Here is a 17859-nt window from a genome sequence, read left to right as displayed (position 1 = left end):
TTTATACCTTATTACTTACTGACCTTTGAAGTATTCATTTATAAAAAATAAAATATGAGTGCTACAAGTCTTTTAATAGAAATGGAACAAGAATTTGTTTCAACAAAAAACCTTCTGGGTATACTTCCCGAAGATCGATTACATTATAAACCCCATGAAAAAGCAATGCCGCTTGGTCAACTTGCTTTTCATGTCGCAACCATCCCAGGTAGAAATTTGAGATTTGCCCTGGATGGTCAGGTAGAAACAGAAGTTATTGTTAAACATCCTACCCCTGTTAGTAAAGCAGAAATTCTAATTGCTTTTGAAGAGAGTATGAACTCTGTACGAGCTTTACTTAAAGAAGAAGATACCTCCTGGTTAAAAAACGATTGGAAACTTCTAAAATCTCAAAACCCAATAGCAGAAATGCCTACCTATACATTTATAAGAACTTTTGTTCTTAATCACTGGTATCATCATAGAGGAGAACTAACTACTTATTTAAGGATACTAAACAAGAAATTACCTTCGATTTATGGCCCAACAGCAGATGTAAATCCATTTGCTTAACTCTGAAATAAAAATGAATCCGGGAGATGTCGATATCACCTCATCTCCCATTTTTAAGCAAATACATATTAATAAAGATGAAACGTATCATAAACATCTACTCTATAATTCTAATCCTGTGTAGTGTTATTAGTTTTATTGGGCATTATTTTCAATTTCAGGTGATACGTATGACTCCTTGGATTCCTGCATCAATTGGCCTACTCCTCTTACTTATAAACACATTAAAGACAAAAAACACAAAAGTCATTCACCTATTTTCAATGTGCCTTATCCTAGGTTTTGGTATTTTGGTTACAAGTATGTGTTTCTTTTTTCTTCCAGACGAATCTCAACCTATTCGCAAGAAAATTATTTTTTCGATGATGTCTCTCTCTTCATGGATTTCACTTAATTTCTTAATCCTAATATTTTTTTTTAGAAAGAAATAACAAAGGGATAATTGTACATTAAAACAGTTTAAACCCCTTATCTCTATAACTACAAACAATGTTTACTCATCAAAATATCTCGCAAAATCAGATTCTGCTGCAATATATCCAAAAGAGCTTCGTGATTTACCTTCCAGGATTTTTTGTAAGTGTATTTTTGCCTTCTCTTTATTTCCATTATAAAAAAACCAATTGGCAATCCCATATCGAGTTGCATCATCCTGAGGTGCATCTTTTCCTGTTTGTAACGAGTCTATCGGAATTATCTTTTTATAGAATCTAGATAGATTATAATAACTTGTATTCTCGATAATTGTCATATCATTGGTTATCATATCTAATAATTCATTAGCCTTGTCTTTGTTTCCTATTCTTCTTTGAATCATATATAACCAGTTTGTACTCGAGACTGTATTATCATCATTAGATTTTAAATTTCTGCAATTAAGGTAAGCATGATATGCTTTTTTCATATCGTTTTTTAGGTAATATGCTAATCCCAGGTGATACCATATGTTTCCGTGCAGACTGCTTACAGGAATATTCATAGCATTAGGCAGCCCATCAGGCTCAATAGTATTTTCCTTTCCTTCTATTAATGTCGTTGCAAACTCTAAATCATGTATTGCTTTATCAAATTCTCTTATCGAAATATAACGATGTCCTCTATGCCGGTATAACCGAGCTTCATTAGGATACTTCTTGATTCCATTTGAGTAAATTGCAATGGCTTCTTTATACTTTCCCAAATATGCAGTTCTTCTTCCGTACCAAATGATATGATCTATATTAGTTGAATCTGCCAGAAAATCCTGTTGAGCTTTCTCATATTGATTGGTCATTTTTTGCGAAAGTGTTGTGACAGGGTCTTTTTTATCAACAGATTCTACAGTAGACTTTTCGACTTCCTGTATAACATTGGGTGATTTTTCTTTTTTACAAGAAAAACACAATGCTAATATAAATGAAGAAACCAGGATTATTTTATAAGTATGCATAGCCTAAATGATTTAATTTGAATCGAATATAAGAAAACTTGTTAAGGTTATTTAAAATAAAAATAGCTATTCTAATCTTTTATATACATTTACAATTATCGGTAACATCTAATTCTTCTATGCATATGATTATAGCTCGATATATTATTACAACTACTCTACTTTTTCTTACCTTCTCCTCTACTTCGCAATCGCTACAGGACAGTGAATTAGATGAACTTTCACTCACCTATGCCAGGGATTCTTTTAATGAGTTGATAGAACTTTTGGGTTTACCCAATGATGCACACTATCCAAAGGATATAGAAAAAAATATAAAGTGGTGTGAAAAAGCATTTAAAGACCGTGGATTTACATCTAAACGTCTCATAACAGAAAAAATTCCCTTACTACTCGCAAGTAGACAACATAAAGATGCAAAAAAGACAGTATTAGTCTACCTTCAGATAGATGGGCAACCTGTTGATACGACCAAATGGTTTCAGGAAAACCCATATAAAGCAGTACTAAAAGAACAAGATAATGCAGGAAAATGGAACACCATCTCATTGCATAAATTAACTGGTGAGATTAATCCCGACTGGAGAATCTTTGCCAGATCAACATCTGATGCCAAAGGGCCTGTTGTTATGTTTCTAAAAGCGATGGATATTATTAATAAATTTGAGTACGAGCCTAATTATAACATTAAAGTCATTATGGATTTTGAGGAAGAAATTAGTTCTCCCAGGTTACCCAAAGCTGTATTAGATTATAAAGAAGAATTGGCCTCGGATATGCTTGTCATTTTTGATGGTCCAAGGCATATTTCTAATCAACCCACTTTGGTATACGGAGCAAGAGGAATCACAACATTATCTCTCGAGGTTTTTGGCCCCAAAGCACCACAACATAGTGGTCATTATGGTAATTATGTTCCTAATCCTGCATTACGGCTTTCTCAACTATTAGGTTCGATGATGCAAGAAGACGGAAAAGTTGCCATACCTGGTTGGTACGATGGAATTGAAATATCTGAGGAAACAAAAAAAATCTTAAGCCAGGTACCGGATGATGAAAAAATAATTAGAAAAAAACTTGGGATTGCTTCAATAGATAATATAGCAAATACGTATCAAGAATCTATACAATATCCTTCTTTAGGAATTCTGGGACTACAATCGGGTTGGGTAGGCAACAAAACAAGAACAATAATCCCCTCTAGTGCTATCGCCGAAATGAATATCAGACTGGTTAAAGAAACTAACGCACAGCATATGGTAGATATGATAAAACAACATATTTTGGATCAGGGGTATCATATTATAGATAGCACTCCTACTGAAGAAGAGCGAATGAAATATCCAAAAATTATCCGTTTTAATTATCAAATCGCCTATGATGCCTTTAGAACCGATTTTGATACGGAGATAGGGAAATGGTTAAGAAAGGCAATGACAAGAGCCTTTGGTAAACTTCCTGTGCAGATCCGTACCGGAGGAGGATCTATTCCCATTTCACCATTTGTAAATACTCTAAATATTCCCGCTGTTATTGTCCCTACTGTAAACAAAGATAACAACCAACATAGCCCTAATGAAAATATTAGACTAGGCAATTATATCGACGGTATTAAAACAATTACAGCAATATTAACACAAAAACTGTAACACTACAATAATCAAATACTTTATATGATTAGTATTCCTACCATAGATAATTATTCCTTATCAGGAAAGGTATACCCTTGTGAGGGAATCGTTGATAAGAACAAAGTATTGATTATTAATTCGGCTACAGCTGTAGACAAAAAATTATATCATCACTACGCTGCTTACATGGCAAAAAATGGATACCAGGTAATTACCTATGATTATAGAGGAATTGCGGGTTCTAGGCCAAAAAAACTTAGTGGTTTTAAAGCCTCTTTTACTGATTGGGGGCAAAAAGATTTTTCTGGAGTACTCGATTATGCCAAAAAAAAGTTTCCGGATCATAAAATAGTAACTCTTGGTCATAGCATTGGAGGAACAATTATCGGAATGACCGAAAAGAGTAATGAAATTAGTGGAATTATTAATATTGGAGCACAGACAGCATATTACAAAGATTGGTCTAAGAAACAGAGAACCAAAATCTATTTTTTATGGCATATTGTTTTTCCTATGATTACATATCTATTTGGTTATTTCCCCGGAAAAAAGCTAGGGTTATTAGAAGACGTTCCTAAAGGTGTAATCAAACAGTGGAACAACAGAAAGCGACATGCCGATATGAAAACACAAATGGAAGCTATTGGTATAACTTTTTATTACAATACGTGTACCTCAAAACTTCTTACTCTAGGTGTAGAAGATGATCCTATAGGAACAGAACCGGCAATTAGCCGAATACATGATCTGTTTAAAAAATCTGATAAAAAAATCAAAATGATACAACTACATGAAATCCCAACAGACAAAATAGGACATTTTGGTTTTTTTAGCAGAAAATTTAAGCATACCCTCTGGGCAAAAACTTTAATCTGGTTTGATGCTATATAGAGCCATCCATTCTGCATAATTCTTATATTGATTTTTCTTTACTGATCATATAGTCTTACTACTAATTCTAAAAGGGTAAATCAAATATTAGAAAAAAAGAGGGCAAACGATACTGTTTACCCTCTTTGTATGTACTATGCAAAGATGCAGTAGCCATTAGGACGACAGTAGCCCGGTTCACAGAACCCTCCTCCTGGAGGGCCAACTCGACAACCTCTCCCGGTTGGGCAGCATCTAGCCCATCTCATACTTGATCCTGTAATAGTTTGCTGTTGTTCTTTACTGAGTTTTGTGACTCCAGCTAAATTAAGAATACTTTTCATTGTGTATATATTTAAATTTATATCATCTAAATTTAATGTAAATTACTGATAACTAAATACGCGAATTACACAAACAAATTGAGGTTTTGTATGATTTATACAGGGTTAAAACTATCTAAAACACCAGTATACATTCTTAAAAAACGAGAGCAGTATCAAAAGAGAAATAGTCTTAAGCTTTATGAATAAAAAAGTAATCAAGCAGCATTTCTTATCAATGCTACTCATATTTAAGCCGAATAATCCTTTCTTTTTACAATCATAAAATTTTACAGATTAGTATAAAAAACATCAAGAAATTATACATTTTAACTTTACTTTTGAATTAGAATCATTACACACCAAGAAATAATGAACATCACTCTAGAACAAGCAGAAAAAATCATTACCGCTGCAAAAGAAAAAGCAATAGCTATACATACTCAAATGAATATCGCAATAGTAGATTCTGGTGCAAACCTTATTGCCTTTGCACGTATGGATCAGGCCTGGATAGGTTCTATTGATATTTCCATTAAAAAAGCCAGAACGGCTTGTCTTTTTGGTAAAAATACTGGTGTTATCGGAGAACTGTCACAACCTGGAGGGCCTTTATATAATATAGAACATTCTAATGGCGGACTGATTACTTTTCCTGGTGGTGTTCCTATTAAAAACAATTCGGGAACTATAATAGGTGCTATTGGGGTAAGTGGTAGCAGCATAGAAAACGATCATGCTGTGGCCGAAGCTGGTGCTACAGCGCTAAGTATATTTGCCTAACTAAAGAAAACATTGATTACAAAGCATTAAATAACCAGATTTTATGCCCAGAAATACATGAAGAGATTATTAAGCTATCTGTGGCCGTTCACCAAAGAAGTTCCCTCACAAATTAATGGAACATTAGAACTCACATGGATGAATGGTAAAAAAGTACTGGATAGTCAAAATGCAAATTACTCCTACGGGTCGCTACAAAAATTACTTAGTTACGGACTTTCACTACTAGATATTTCTGCCAATAGCAATATTCTTTTACTAGGGCTTGGCGGTGGGAGTATAATAGCTCCCCTTAGAAATACATTTGGTCATCAAGGAAAAATTACCGCTGTAGAAATTGATAAAGTAATTATTGAAATTGCTAAAAATGAATTTAATATAACCAGTAATCACAATCTCGAAATCATTTGTGAAGATGCTTTTTTCTATGTCGATCATTGTGTATCACAATTTGAAATTATAATCATCGATATTTTTATTGATAATCAAGTTCCCAAAAAGTTTTATGAAAATCAATTCTGGAAAAACCTTATTCCCTTATTAAAACCAGGTGGACAAATCGTGTTTAATGCCGGAATTAATTTGAAGGAAAACATAAAAATCGAATCCCTTATATCTATAGTTAAACCCGATATCGAATTTTCACAACACGATCAAGTTCAAGGTACCAACACGTTATTAATCGGAAAGAAAAAACTATAGTATATTTTTACAAATTCAATGCACTCTTAATCTGAAATAATATAGATCTTAGTAATATTCTGTTTTTCCTACCCATAAAATATGATAACATCATTTTCCCAGAAAACAGTGTAATCCCGTATTGCTTTTATGTATTACATTTACAACCAATTATATAAAACAATACTGTGAAAATACCTACATCCCTTTTATCAATTATTTTGATTTGTTGTATCTCATGTAACAGTAATAAAAATTCAAAAGAAAGTAGTAGTAACTTAAAAATGCCTACACAAGGGGTTACGACTCGTAGTCAGGATGACAAAATTAATACTATAAAAGCAACAGTTTTGTCGGTTGAAGAGATATTAATCATGCCTGATGACTACCTCACGACAGTCCTCACTGTTAAAACAAAAACTAATGATACCCTGGTATTTGTAGATATGGATGGTTTTGAAAAATTAGTCAATAAAGAAATCACCATCACCTATCGGTTAAAATCGAATCAGAAAAAATTAATCGTTTGTTTTGACTGTACTTCATATACTAAACCAATTGAGTTAGCCAATATCACATCAATTGCATCCAAGATCGATTTTAAACTATTAAAGTTAAAAGAATATCAGGAAGATGAATATATCACTACTGCTTCATCACTTATTATGCATACCAAAGATGATAAGGTTGAACATTTTTATACCAATATATTTGACCTGATTGAAGATAGCACAAAAATGAAAAGTGCATTTTTTAATTATGGTATTATAACAGAGTATACTCCTGAACTACTCAATCGTGATGAATTGCGGTTATTATTAGAGTAGATAATAACCTGTTATGCATTTAGAGCTAAAACAGTTTTTAAAATGTTAGTTCGAGTGGTTTTTTGATAAAAAAATTGTATCGAGAACCCTTTAAAAGTTAAAATTCTTATTCTCGATACAAATTTTACTCATTTTCAATCGTAAAACTCACTCGAATTGACAGAATTTTATCAAAATACACAACGGGTATATGTACTCTAATATCCTAAAAAAAGCAATCATTATTTTTTAAATTCGTAATGCACTTCTTAGAAATTTATTTTTCTAAAATACATTATCATTTTTTTAACACCCTCTAAAAACCTTTTAAAATCAACAGTTTACACAACAAAACTACTAACTAATTAGTTGCACTACTAATAAATTAGTTGCAAAACTAAAAGATTAGTAGTAAGTTTGTTTTATAAAATTAATACTATGCAGAAATTAGCCAAAAGAGAAGAACAGATTATGCAAAGTCTGTGGAAATTGGAAAAGGCATTTATAAAAGAAATCATCGAAGAGCTTTCTGATCCTAAACCACATTATAATACTACTGCTACGATTGTAAAAATTTTAGAAGAAAAAGGTTTTATTAGTCACGTAGCGTATGGCAACAGTTTTCAATATTACCCTTTAGTATCAAAAGATGAGTATCAAAAGGAAGTATTAGGCGAGGTAGTAAACAACTATTTTGACAATTCTCCTTTGGCTTTGGTTAAATTTTTTGCCAAGGAAGAAAAGATAAATACCGACGAATTAGAAGAAATAATTCAACTAATAAAAAACAAGAAATAATGAACTATATCATACATAGCTCGGCATTAATAGGATTATCTTACATTATTTATAGATTTTTTCTTTCCAAAGAGACTTTTTACCATTTAAACAGATGGGTATTGTTATCATTAGTTGTACTTTCATTCACTTTACCCTTTATTACGGTTCCCGAAAGTTTATCATTTAAAAGTGCTTTATTTCAAGAAGTAGAAATACAACCTTCAAACGCTGTTGTTACAGATTATACAATACCAGAAACAGCTACACAAATTGAAAATATATCAACCACCGATACTTCTGGCATCAATACAACTTCTGTTAGCAAATCTTTAGACTGGGAAACAGTTCTGTTATACATTTATGTATTAGGTATATTGGTATTTGGTATTCATTTTATCATCCAATTAGGAGTTTTATTATATCGAATTTCTAAATACCCAACCATAGAAGTTGATGATTATAAAATTGTAGAAACCGATAAAAAACATGCCCCCTATTCGTTCTGGAATCGAATATTTATGAACCCCAGTCAATATAATCCTGATACATATTTACAAATCCTAAAACACGAACAGGTACATATCAAAGGTAGGCATAGTATCGATATGTTATTAGTAGAATTATTAGTGATGATGCAATGGTTTAATCCTTTTGCCTGGTTATATCGCAGAGCTATCGATAATAATCTAGAATACCTAACCGACAATAATATGCTTAATATAGGTGAAGACAGAGAAATTTATCAAATGAATCTCCTAAAAGTCTCCACCCCAAATATGCCAACAGGTTTGGCCACAAGTTACAATCAATCATTTCTCAAAAAACGAATCCTTATGATGAATTCTAAAAAATCAACATCAAAATCAGGGTGGAAATACCTAATCATTATTCCACTACTAGCTATCACCGTATTTTCTTTTAATCCGGTAAAACCCAATGAAACATTAGTCGATCATGATAAAGACCTTATAGATACGACTATAGATTCGAGAAAAGAATCTATATCATCTAGTGCTCAGAATAATTTTACCAAAGGAGTATGGGATGCCGAAGTTGGAGGAGGTAAATTATGTATCATGTATAGAAGTGCAGAGCCACTTAAGCGAAATTTCTGGTCTATGACCAGATGCTATAACCCTATATACTTTAAAGATTTTCCTAGCGGAGATCGACAACAGTTTAAAATCACCAAAGATGCCGGGACTATGACTTATGTAGGTCAGTTTGATAACAAAATAGGTGATGGAAGATATGAATTTACTCCCAATGAGTCGTTTATTAAATCGCTCAAGGCCTATGGTTTACATGTCGACAATAAAGATTTGGTGCATTGTTTCCTTACTGGTTTTGACAACAATTACCTTAGTTATTTAAAACGTGAAAATCTAAAAATCGATCAAGATGATTTTGAAGATATTATTCATAAATCACTTCCGCTTGATAAATTAAAAATGTACAGAAAAGAACTTACTCGATTAGGTTATGAGAATTATACAATAGAAGAGATAAGTAAGCTTAATTTATTTAATGTTGATGTTGCTTATATCTCATTTATCAACACCTTAAATGGAAATAAAACATCATTAAAAAAGATTACAAAAGCTAAAATCCATAATGTATCTTCTGAATTCGTTACATCATATCGAAATAATGGTTATGGCAACCTGTCTCTTGATGATTATATGAAATTAAAGATTCATGATGTGACTCCAGATTTTATTGAGTCATTCAAAAAGGCCGGGCATACTAATATCACTGTACGAGAAGCTAAAAATCTTAAAATTCATAACGTTACTCCTGTTTACATAAATAATTTTAAGAAAGCTGGATATCCTAATATCACTTTACAGGAAGCTAAAAAATTAAAAATTCACGGAGTAACTCCAGAGCTTATACAAGCTTATAAAAAAGCTGGGCAAAATAACATTTCATTACAAGAAGCTATAAAACTAAAGATTCATGATATCACACCGGGTCAGGTAAAAACAGCCAAAGGTTTTTCTTCCTCAAAAAGCAAAAGAGATCAAAATACTTTATCGAGTTCTACCAATAGTCGTGGTGTCTCGCAAGATGATCAACAAACGCCAAATGATTTTATAAAACAATTTAAACAACTTGGTTATGATAATGTACCAATTGATGATATCATCAAATTAAAAATACATAATGTTACACCAGAATTTATCAAAATGTTCAATAAAGCTGGATACAACAACATTCCTCTTGATGATGTTGTAGCTTTAAAAATCCATAACGTAACTCCGGATTTTATTGATTCGTTTAAAAAAGCTGGGTATAAAAATATCTCTTTAGACGAAGCTAAATCATTAAAGATACATAACGTGTCTCCCAGTACTGCTTCAGACTATTCAAAAATAGGATATTCTAATATTTCTTTGAGTAAGTTAATATCTCTAAAGATTCATAATGTAACTCCCGAGTATATTAAAGAGTTCAAAAAGACAGAATTCGGAGACCTTCCTCTAGATGATATCATGAGTTTTAAAATTCATAGGGTTACACCAGAGTTTGTACAATCTTTTAAAGATATTGGATTTAAAAATATAACTGCTGATCAGGCAAAAAGCCTTAAGATTCATAATGTTACACCAGAGTTTATTAAGTCCTTAAAAGAACAGGACAAAGATGTTTCGCTAGAGCAAGCCATTAGAATCAAAATTCATTTTTAAATATATAGGATACACTAGCCAAAATTCAATCAATCAAAAAACGGGATGGCTCTATGATTATGATCATAGAGCCATCTTAATTAAAATTATAAAGGTATTTAAATAATAAATATCCTATAAATTAACTTGCTAATTCCCATACGCCCACGTGATAGCCGTTCTATCATCTCTCGACCATCCTGGTGTTGAGCTGAATCTCCAATTGCATGTATATATTGAACTTTTCATGACAGATCCACAATTATTGCTTTGATGATAAGCTACACCATTAGTACCTGGTATATGACCTCCATAAGTCTGATCAGAGTGGTGATAACCAAGATTATGTCCTAACTCATGTATTAACAAAGCCATTGTAGATTCGTCACCTGGATGGGGTTTAGCTGTATTAACCCTCATCCAAGCACCAACATTCCCTCTACCATCAGGCAACAGTGCTCTTGCCCATGCACCTTCATTAGAGTTATACCAGGATCCTACCAAAATATCTGCACTCGATCTATTATACGTTCTACTTATATTAATATTACGACTTGAAACACTCCAATGCCAAGCAGCCCACGAAAGTGCATACTCTAAGTTTCTTGGATAGTTATTTTCTACGTAATATCTAACATCTCTAGAGTTACTATAGTATACTCCAACTCCGCCAAAAAACCATCTGTTTTTCTCCTGAATGCTTCCTTCTTTAGGTGGGTTTGCATCTTTATTACTTTTTAATGTAAAAGGAATCATCATGTCACCATGCATGAAAGCTTCATCCTCAAAATTTGGTTTAAGATCTTCTTTAGAAAATCCTTTTTCAATCAAATAATCCAAAGTTGCTGTAGCCTCTTTAGATAATGGTCGTTCTTGATTTAAATCGTCCTGATCTAAACCATCATTTTGACAACTTGTACATAATAAAATAGTGGCCAAAAAAATACTGAGTTTGAATTTGTGTGTTAACATAATTATATAGTTTAAAATTACCATTGAAAATTATATAATTATTTAACTTTATAATTACATTATATTACCACATAACAATACCAAACTTGCTAATATTTAATTTAAAATGTTAAAAAACAATCAAATACTAAATTTCAATTATCTTTTATACCCTAGGTAAATCCCCCTCCCCTTTAAGCGGTAGATTAGAACTTCCCATTAAATAGGCATCAACATGATATGCAGCTTGCCTACCTTCTGCAATTGCCCATACAATCAAAGATTGCCCTCTACGAGTATCACCTGCTGCAAAAACCCCTTTTACATTGGTTGCATAATTTTGCTCACTTGCTTTAATATTGGTTCTTGCATCCATATCCACCCCTAACTGTTCTGCAATAGTAGGCTCTGATCCTGTAAACCCTAAAGCCAACAATGCTAATTCACATTTCCATTCTTTCTCTGTACCCAGAATTTCTTTTAGTGTAAAACGACCATTTTCTTTTACCCATTCTACTTCTGTAGTGATTAAACCTTTTAGATTTCCGTTTTTATCCCCCAAAAACTCTTTGGTAGAGATACTCCAATTACGAGTTACTCCTTCTTGATGAGATGAGCTTGTACGCAAACGCATTGGCCAAAATGGCCAGGGTTGATGTGCAGGGCGATCTATGGTTCCTTTACCCATAATCTCAAAATTAGTTACAGAAGTTGCTCCCTGTCGTACAGAAGTACCAATACAATCTGATCCTGTATCTCCTCCTCCAATTACGATCACATCTTTTTCTGTAGCCAGAATTTCTTCTCCCAAATCTTTTATACCATCGACTCTTCTATTATTTTGAGGTAAAAAATCCATAGCCTGTACTACTCCTTTAAGATCAGCCCCTTTAACAGGCAAATTGCGACGAACTGTAGCTCCTGTACACAATACTACTGCATCAAAATCAGCTTTTAACGTATCTGCTTTGATCTCTTTTCCGATATGCGTATTTGTTTTAAAGATAATACCTTCTTTTTCTAAAATAGCGACACGACGATCGATCACATATTTTTCCATTTTAAAATCAGGAATACCATAGCGCAATAATCCTCCTACTTTTTCATCTCTTTCAAAAACGGTCACCAAATGCCCTACACGATTTAATTGTTGTGCAGTTGCTAATCCAGCAGGGCCAGATCCAATCACAGCCACCGTTTTACCCGTTCTTTCTTTTGGAGGATTAGGTTTAATCCAATCATTTTGAAAAGCTTGTTCTACGATATTTTTTTCAATATTCTCAATAGTCACCGGGTTTTCGTTTATACCTAATACACAAGCTTCTTCGCATGGTGCAGGGCATAATCTACCTGTAAACTCAGGAAAATTATTAGTTGAATGCAAAATGTCTGCTGCTTTTTTCCATCGACCGCGATACACAGCATCATTAAAATCAGGAATCAAGTTACCTAATGGGCACCCGCTATGACAAAATGGTATTCCACAATCCATACAACGTGCTCCTTGATTTTTGAGTTTTCCTTCGGGCATTTCTACAGTAAACTCTTTATACCCTTTGATACGATCTTTTACTGGTTGGTACCCTTCTATCTCTCTTTCAAATTCTAAAAATCCAGTTATCTTTCCCATGTTCAATATCGTTTTATACTTGTGCTAGTTTTTCTTCTTTTAATCGTTTTAATGCTTGCTTATATTCTTCAGGGAAAATTTTGATAAATTTTGGTAATTCGCTCCCCCAGTTTTCCAAAATTCTTTGAGCCAAAGGACTTAAAGTAGTATTGTAATGGTTCTCTATTAAGGCTTTTAACTCTTCAATATCTTTCTCCTCTATCACAGGATCTAGATTTAACGCCTCTTTATTACAATGCATTTCAAATGTCTTTTTCTCATCATAGATATACGCAATTCCACCAGACATCCCTGCTCCAAAATTTCTTCCTACTTCTCCCAGAATTACAGCAATACCTCCGGTCATATATTCACATCCATGATCACCAATTCCTTCAACTACAGCTTTTGCTCCAGAGTTACGCACACAGAATCGCTCTCCCGCTTTACCATTAATATACACTTCTCCTGCTGTAGCTCCATACAGGGTTACATTACCTGTGATCACATTATTTTCGGGAATTATAGTAGCTTCTTCGGGTACTTTAATAATGAGTTTTGCTCCCGAAAGCCCTTTTCCGAGGTAGTCATTGGTGTTCCCATTTACGACCATAGTCAATCCTTTGGTAGCAAATGCTCCAAAACTTTGCCCGGCTGCCCCGGTAAAGTTTAGTTTCAAGGTATTATCGGGCAATCCTTGTGCGCCATATATTTTTGATATTTCATTACTTAAGATAGCGCCTACTGCTCGATCGGTATTACAAATATCAAAATCTAATGCGGTTTTTTCTTTACGGAAAAGTGCCGGATGTGCTTGTTCTATGATTTCAAAATCTATAGACTTCTCTAAACCATGATCCTGATTTTCGGTATTATAGATATCTACTCCCGAAGGCGTCTCTACCTGATGAAGAATAGGTGTAAGATCTACTCCTGCAGCTTTATAATGATCAATCGCTTTTTTATGATCCAACTTACTTACCTGTCCTATCATTTCATTGATGGTACGAAATCCTAGTTGTGCCATAATCTCTCGCAACTCCTGAGCTACGAAATACATATAATTTACGACATGTTCTGGTTTTCCTTTAAATTTTTTGCGCAGTTCTGGGTTTTGCGTAGCTATACCAACCGGGCAGGTATTTAAGTGACATACACGCATCATTACACACCCTGATGCTACCAGAGGTGCTGTTGCAAAACCAAATTCTTCTGCTCCCAGGAGGCATGCTATCGCAACATCCCGACCGGTTTTTAACTGTCCGTCACACTCTAGCACAATACGACTGCGCAGGTTATTACCTACTAATGTTTGCTGCGCTTCAGCAATACCAAGTTCCCATGGGAGTCCAGCATGTTTTAGCGATGTTAATGGTGATGCTCCGGTACCTCCATCAAATCCAGAAATTAGCACCACATCTGCTTTTGCTTTGGCTACTCCTGCTGCAACAGTTCCTACACCAACTTCTGATACTAATTTTACATTTATTCTGGCATTCCTATTTGCAGATTTTAGATCATAAATTAACTGTGACAAATCTTCGATAGAATAAATATCGTGATGTGGTGGTGGTGAAATTAATCCCACATAAGGTGTAGAATTACGGGTTTTGGCTATTTCGGGATTTACTTTTGGCCCTGGTAACTGTCCTCCTTCTCCTGGTTTAGCGCCCTGAGCCATTTTAATTTGAATCTCGGCAGCATTCGTTAAATAGTTAGAAGACACTCCAAATCGACCAGAAGCTACTTGCTTAATTGCACTGTTTTTCCAATCACCATTTACATCTTTATAGAAGCGAAGTGGATTTTCTCCTCCTTCCCCAGAGTTACTTTTTCCTCCTATACGGTTCATTGCTACAGCAAGGTTTTCATGTGCTTCCTGGCTAATAGACCCGTATGACATAGCTCCTGTTTTAAAACGTTTTACGATCTCTGTCCAAGGTTCTACCTCATCTATCGAAATAGGATCATAATTAGAAAACTCCAGCATTCCTCTAATGGTCATCAGTGCCTTTGATTGCTCGTTGATCAATTTGGCATATTCTGCATACGTTTCGGGATCATTATCCCGAACCGATTTTTGTAGTTTAGCTACCGATAAAGGATTAAACTGGTGTTTTTCCCCATTACGCCTCCATCGGTATTGTCCTCCTATCTCTAAGCTTAAATTTGCAGCTACTTCTTGCCCTATATAAGCTCTTTTATGGCGTTTAGAGATCTCTTTTTCGATTTCATATAACCCTATTCCTTCTATACGTGTAGCAGTATTTGGAAAATATTGATCAACAACTTTGGTATTAATACCTATACATTCGAACAGTTGAGAACTTCTGTAAGAGTTTAAGGTAGAAATCCCTATTTTATTCATCACTTTCAAGACTCCTTTACCTACAGCCTTATTATAGTTATATATGGCATTTTCAAAAGTGAGTCCCGAAATATTATTTTCTTTAATTTCTTCTCCTATAATCTCATTTACCATATATGGATTAATTGCACTAGCTCCGTACCCAAATAACAAAGCAAAGTGATGTACTTCTCTTGGTTCTGCAGATTCGATAATAGTACTGACTTTGGATCGTTTTCCTAGTTTTTGTAATCCACTATTAACATAGGAGCATGCTAATAAAGCAGGAATTGGCGCTCTGTGTTTACTCACATTTCTATCAGAAAGTATGATGATATTCGTTCCTTCATCAATAGCTTCTGACACATTTTTGAGTAGTATTTCTAATGCATCTTCAAGACCATTTAATCCTCTATTAATGTTATACAACATCGGCACAGAAGTAGATTTAAACCCTTTACCTGTGTAGGTTTTAATCTTATCCAGATCTTCTTTTGATATTACAGGGTTTTGGATTTTTAGTTTATTACAATGTTTCTCATTAATATCAAATATATTATGATCAGACCCCAGAGTTAAACTTATATCGGTAATCAGTTCTTCACGAATACCATCTAATGGTGGGTTTGTTACCTGTGCAAATAATTGTTTAAAATAGTTATAGATCAATTGCGGACGCTCAGAAAGTATTGCAATTGGAGTATCAGAACCCATAGAACCAATAGGTTCTTTACCCAATTGCCCCATAGGAGAAATAATAGTATCTATATCTTCTTGAGTATATCCAAATACTTCTTTTCGTTTAGCAACAGTTTCTTCTCCCAAAAACAAAGGGCAATCATTATATGGTATATCTTTTAAGTGCACCAGATTATCATCCAACCATTCTCGATAAGGATGCTTTGCTGCAATTTCCTCTTTAATTTCTTCATCATTTATAATTCTACCTTCATCCATATTAACCAGAAACATTTTCCCTGGTTCTAATCTTCCGTGATATTCGATATTATCTGGTTTAATGTCTACTACTCCCGTTTCTGAAGACATGATTACATAACCATCTTTGGTTACGCTATAACGAGAAGGTCTTAATCCATTTCTATCTAGTACCGCCCCAATATAATTACCATCTGTAAAAGGGATCGAAGCAGGGCCATCCCATGGTTCCATAGCACAAGAATTATATTCATAAAAAGCTTTCTTAGCTTCAGACATTTCAGGATTTTTCTCCCAGGCCTCTGGCACCATCATCATCATCACCTCTGGCAAAGATCTACCTGTCATTAATAACAGTTCTACTACCATATCCATAGAGGCTGAATCTGATTTACCCTTCAATACCACCGGAAGTACTTTTTTGATATCCTCCCCAAACCAATCACTTTCTAACAACTCTTCTCTAGATCGCATCCTGGTTACATTCCCTCTTAGGGTATTAATCTCACCATTATGACACATATACCGAAAAGGCTGTGCCAGATCCCAGGTTGGAAATGTATTGGTCGAGAAGCGCTGATGCACCAAAGCCAATCGGGTGACTACTTTTGGATTCAATAAATCTTTATAATACAACTTAATATCTTCTGGCATCAATAAACCTTTAAATATCAAGGTTTTTGTAGACAAACTAGGTAGATAGAAAAACTTGCTTTCTGACAATTTAGATTCATATATAGTATGTTCTGTCACCTTCCTTGCTATAAATAGTTTTAGGTTAAAATCAAAATAGCTTTGATTTTCATTTCCTTTACCTATAAATATTTGTTTTATAAATGGCTCTGTTGTGGCTGCAATTTCACCAATATGAATATGATCCACGGGAACATCTCTCCATCCTAATAAAACAAGCCCCTGATCAATAATATTTTGTTCGAAGGTATCTATACAAAACTGCCTTTGATTTTCTTTCTTAGGTAAGAAAACATTGCTTACCGCATATTCTCCAGCAGCTGGTAATTTAAAATCACAATGCTCAGTAAAAAAATCATGTGGTATATCAATTAGGATTCCGGCGCCATCTCCTGTTTTTCCATCAGCACTTACAGCACCTCTATGCTCTAGCTTTTCAAGAATCTCTAATGCTTTATGAATAATATCGTTTGATTTCTTTCCTTCTAAGCTACAAATGAATCCTGCACCACATGCGTCATGCTCAAATTCTGGTAGATACATTCCTTGTTTCTTCATCATATTTTCTGATCTAAAAGTGTTTCAAGCAGATGAAATTAACAAATCATTAAGTACAGAGAAAGAAAAAAACTGCTTTCGCAATCACTTTTCTGAGCTACATAAAAAAAGCCCCTTCAGAATAAAATAATCACAAAATAAGAGCTTCTAATTATGAATTTGACAATGCGTTTTCAGGCAAAAAAACTAAATAAATCAAGAATTAGCACCAAATCACAGACAACTGATTATCAACCAATTT

13 protein-coding genes are annotated in these 17859 nt (G+C 33.9%); 8 read left to right on the top strand and 5 right to left on the bottom strand.

Annotation, left to right across the window (positions count from 1 at the left end; translation table 11 throughout):
* The first annotated feature begins 54 nt into the window (after positions 1–54).
* Positions 55–552 carry a DinB family protein gene (locus tag ATO12_RS23050; protein ID WP_034247172.1) on the top strand — a complete coding sequence of 166 codons (498 nt, stop codon included), beginning with the start codon at positions 55–57 and terminating at the stop codon, positions 550–552.
* 493 nt (positions 553–1045) lie between these two features.
* Here ATO12_RS23050 and ATO12_RS23045 read toward each other — a convergent pair whose 3' ends face one another.
* Positions 1046–1981: a tetratricopeptide repeat protein gene (locus ATO12_RS23045; RefSeq protein ID WP_034247170.1), complete on the bottom strand. Its 936-nt coding sequence runs from the start codon at positions 1979–1981 to the stop codon at positions 1046–1048.
* A gap of 125 nt (positions 1982–2106) precedes the next feature.
* On the opposite strand from ATO12_RS23045, the gene ATO12_RS23040 reads away from it, so the two are divergent.
* Together ATO12_RS23040 and ATO12_RS23035 are read left to right on the top strand one after the other, a co-directional pair.
* Positions 2107–3630: a M20/M25/M40 family metallo-hydrolase gene (locus ATO12_RS23040; RefSeq protein WP_051576048.1), complete on the top strand. Its 1524-nt coding sequence runs from the start codon at positions 2107–2109 to the stop codon at positions 3628–3630.
* A 24-nt stretch (positions 3631–3654) separates the two neighbouring features.
* On the top strand, positions 3655–4503 hold the full coding sequence (locus ATO12_RS23035; RefSeq protein WP_051576047.1) for an alpha/beta hydrolase family protein: 849 nt from the start codon (positions 3655–3657) through the stop codon (positions 4501–4503).
* A 134-nt stretch (positions 4504–4637) separates the two neighbouring features.
* Here ATO12_RS23035 and ATO12_RS23030 read toward each other — a convergent pair whose 3' ends face one another.
* Positions 4638–4826 (bottom strand): hypothetical protein, encoded by a 189-nt coding sequence (locus ATO12_RS23030; protein ID WP_034247168.1) that lies wholly within the window; start codon positions 4824–4826, stop codon positions 4638–4640.
* A gap of 351 nt (positions 4827–5177) precedes the next feature.
* Between ATO12_RS23030 and ATO12_RS23025 the strand changes: the two genes are divergently transcribed.
* The 5 genes from ATO12_RS23025 to ATO12_RS23005 all read left to right on the top strand — a co-directional run bounded on the left by ATO12_RS23025 (position 5178) and on the right by ATO12_RS23005 (position 10545).
* Positions 5178–5588, top strand: a complete 411-nt coding sequence (locus ATO12_RS23025; protein ID WP_034247166.1) for a GlcG/HbpS family heme-binding protein — start codon at positions 5178–5180, stop codon at positions 5586–5588.
* A gap of 57 nt (positions 5589–5645) precedes the next feature.
* Positions 5646–6290, top strand: coding sequence for a fused MFS/spermidine synthase (locus tag ATO12_RS23020; protein ID WP_034247164.1), 645 nt, complete (start codon positions 5646–5648; stop codon positions 6288–6290).
* Positions 6291–6553: 263 nt separating this feature from the next.
* The gene (locus ATO12_RS23015; RefSeq protein ID WP_034247162.1) at positions 6554–7096 is read left to right on the top strand and encodes a hypothetical protein; all 543 of its coding nucleotides are present in this window, start codon (positions 6554–6556) and stop codon (positions 7094–7096) included.
* 417 nt (positions 7097–7513) lie between these two features.
* Positions 7514–7873, top strand: coding sequence for a BlaI/MecI/CopY family transcriptional regulator (locus ATO12_RS23010; protein ID WP_034247160.1), 360 nt, complete (start codon positions 7514–7516; stop codon positions 7871–7873).
* Positions 7873–10545 (top strand): M56 family metallopeptidase, encoded by a 2673-nt coding sequence (locus ATO12_RS23005; RefSeq protein ID WP_034247158.1) that lies wholly within the window; start codon positions 7873–7875, stop codon positions 10543–10545. The genes ATO12_RS23010 and ATO12_RS23005 overlap by 1 nt, the downstream gene beginning before the upstream one ends.
* 129 nt (positions 10546–10674) lie before the next feature.
* On the opposite strand, the gene ATO12_RS23000 is transcribed toward ATO12_RS23005, so the two are convergent.
* The 3 genes from ATO12_RS23000 to gltB form a co-directional block, all read right to left on the bottom strand.
* Positions 10675–11496 (bottom strand): zinc metalloprotease, encoded by an 822-nt coding sequence (locus ATO12_RS23000; RefSeq protein WP_034247156.1) that lies wholly within the window; start codon positions 11494–11496, stop codon positions 10675–10677.
* Between the two features lie 145 nt (positions 11497–11641).
* Positions 11642–13105: a glutamate synthase subunit beta gene (locus ATO12_RS22995; protein WP_034247154.1), complete on the bottom strand. Its 1464-nt coding sequence runs from the start codon at positions 13103–13105 to the stop codon at positions 11642–11644.
* A gap of 13 nt (positions 13106–13118) precedes the next feature.
* A complete protein-coding gene (gene gltB / locus ATO12_RS22990) occupies positions 13119–17621 on the bottom strand; it encodes a glutamate synthase large subunit (protein WP_240486177.1) in 4503 nt (1500 codons plus the stop codon).
* Positions 17622–17859: the final 238 nt, after the last annotated feature.

This window comes from Aquimarina atlantica, from assembly GCF_000626715.1.
Lineage (GTDB): Bacteria > Bacteroidota > Bacteroidia > Flavobacteriales > Flavobacteriaceae > Aquimarina > Aquimarina atlantica.
This window is presented reverse-complemented; position numbering and strand designations above follow the sequence as displayed.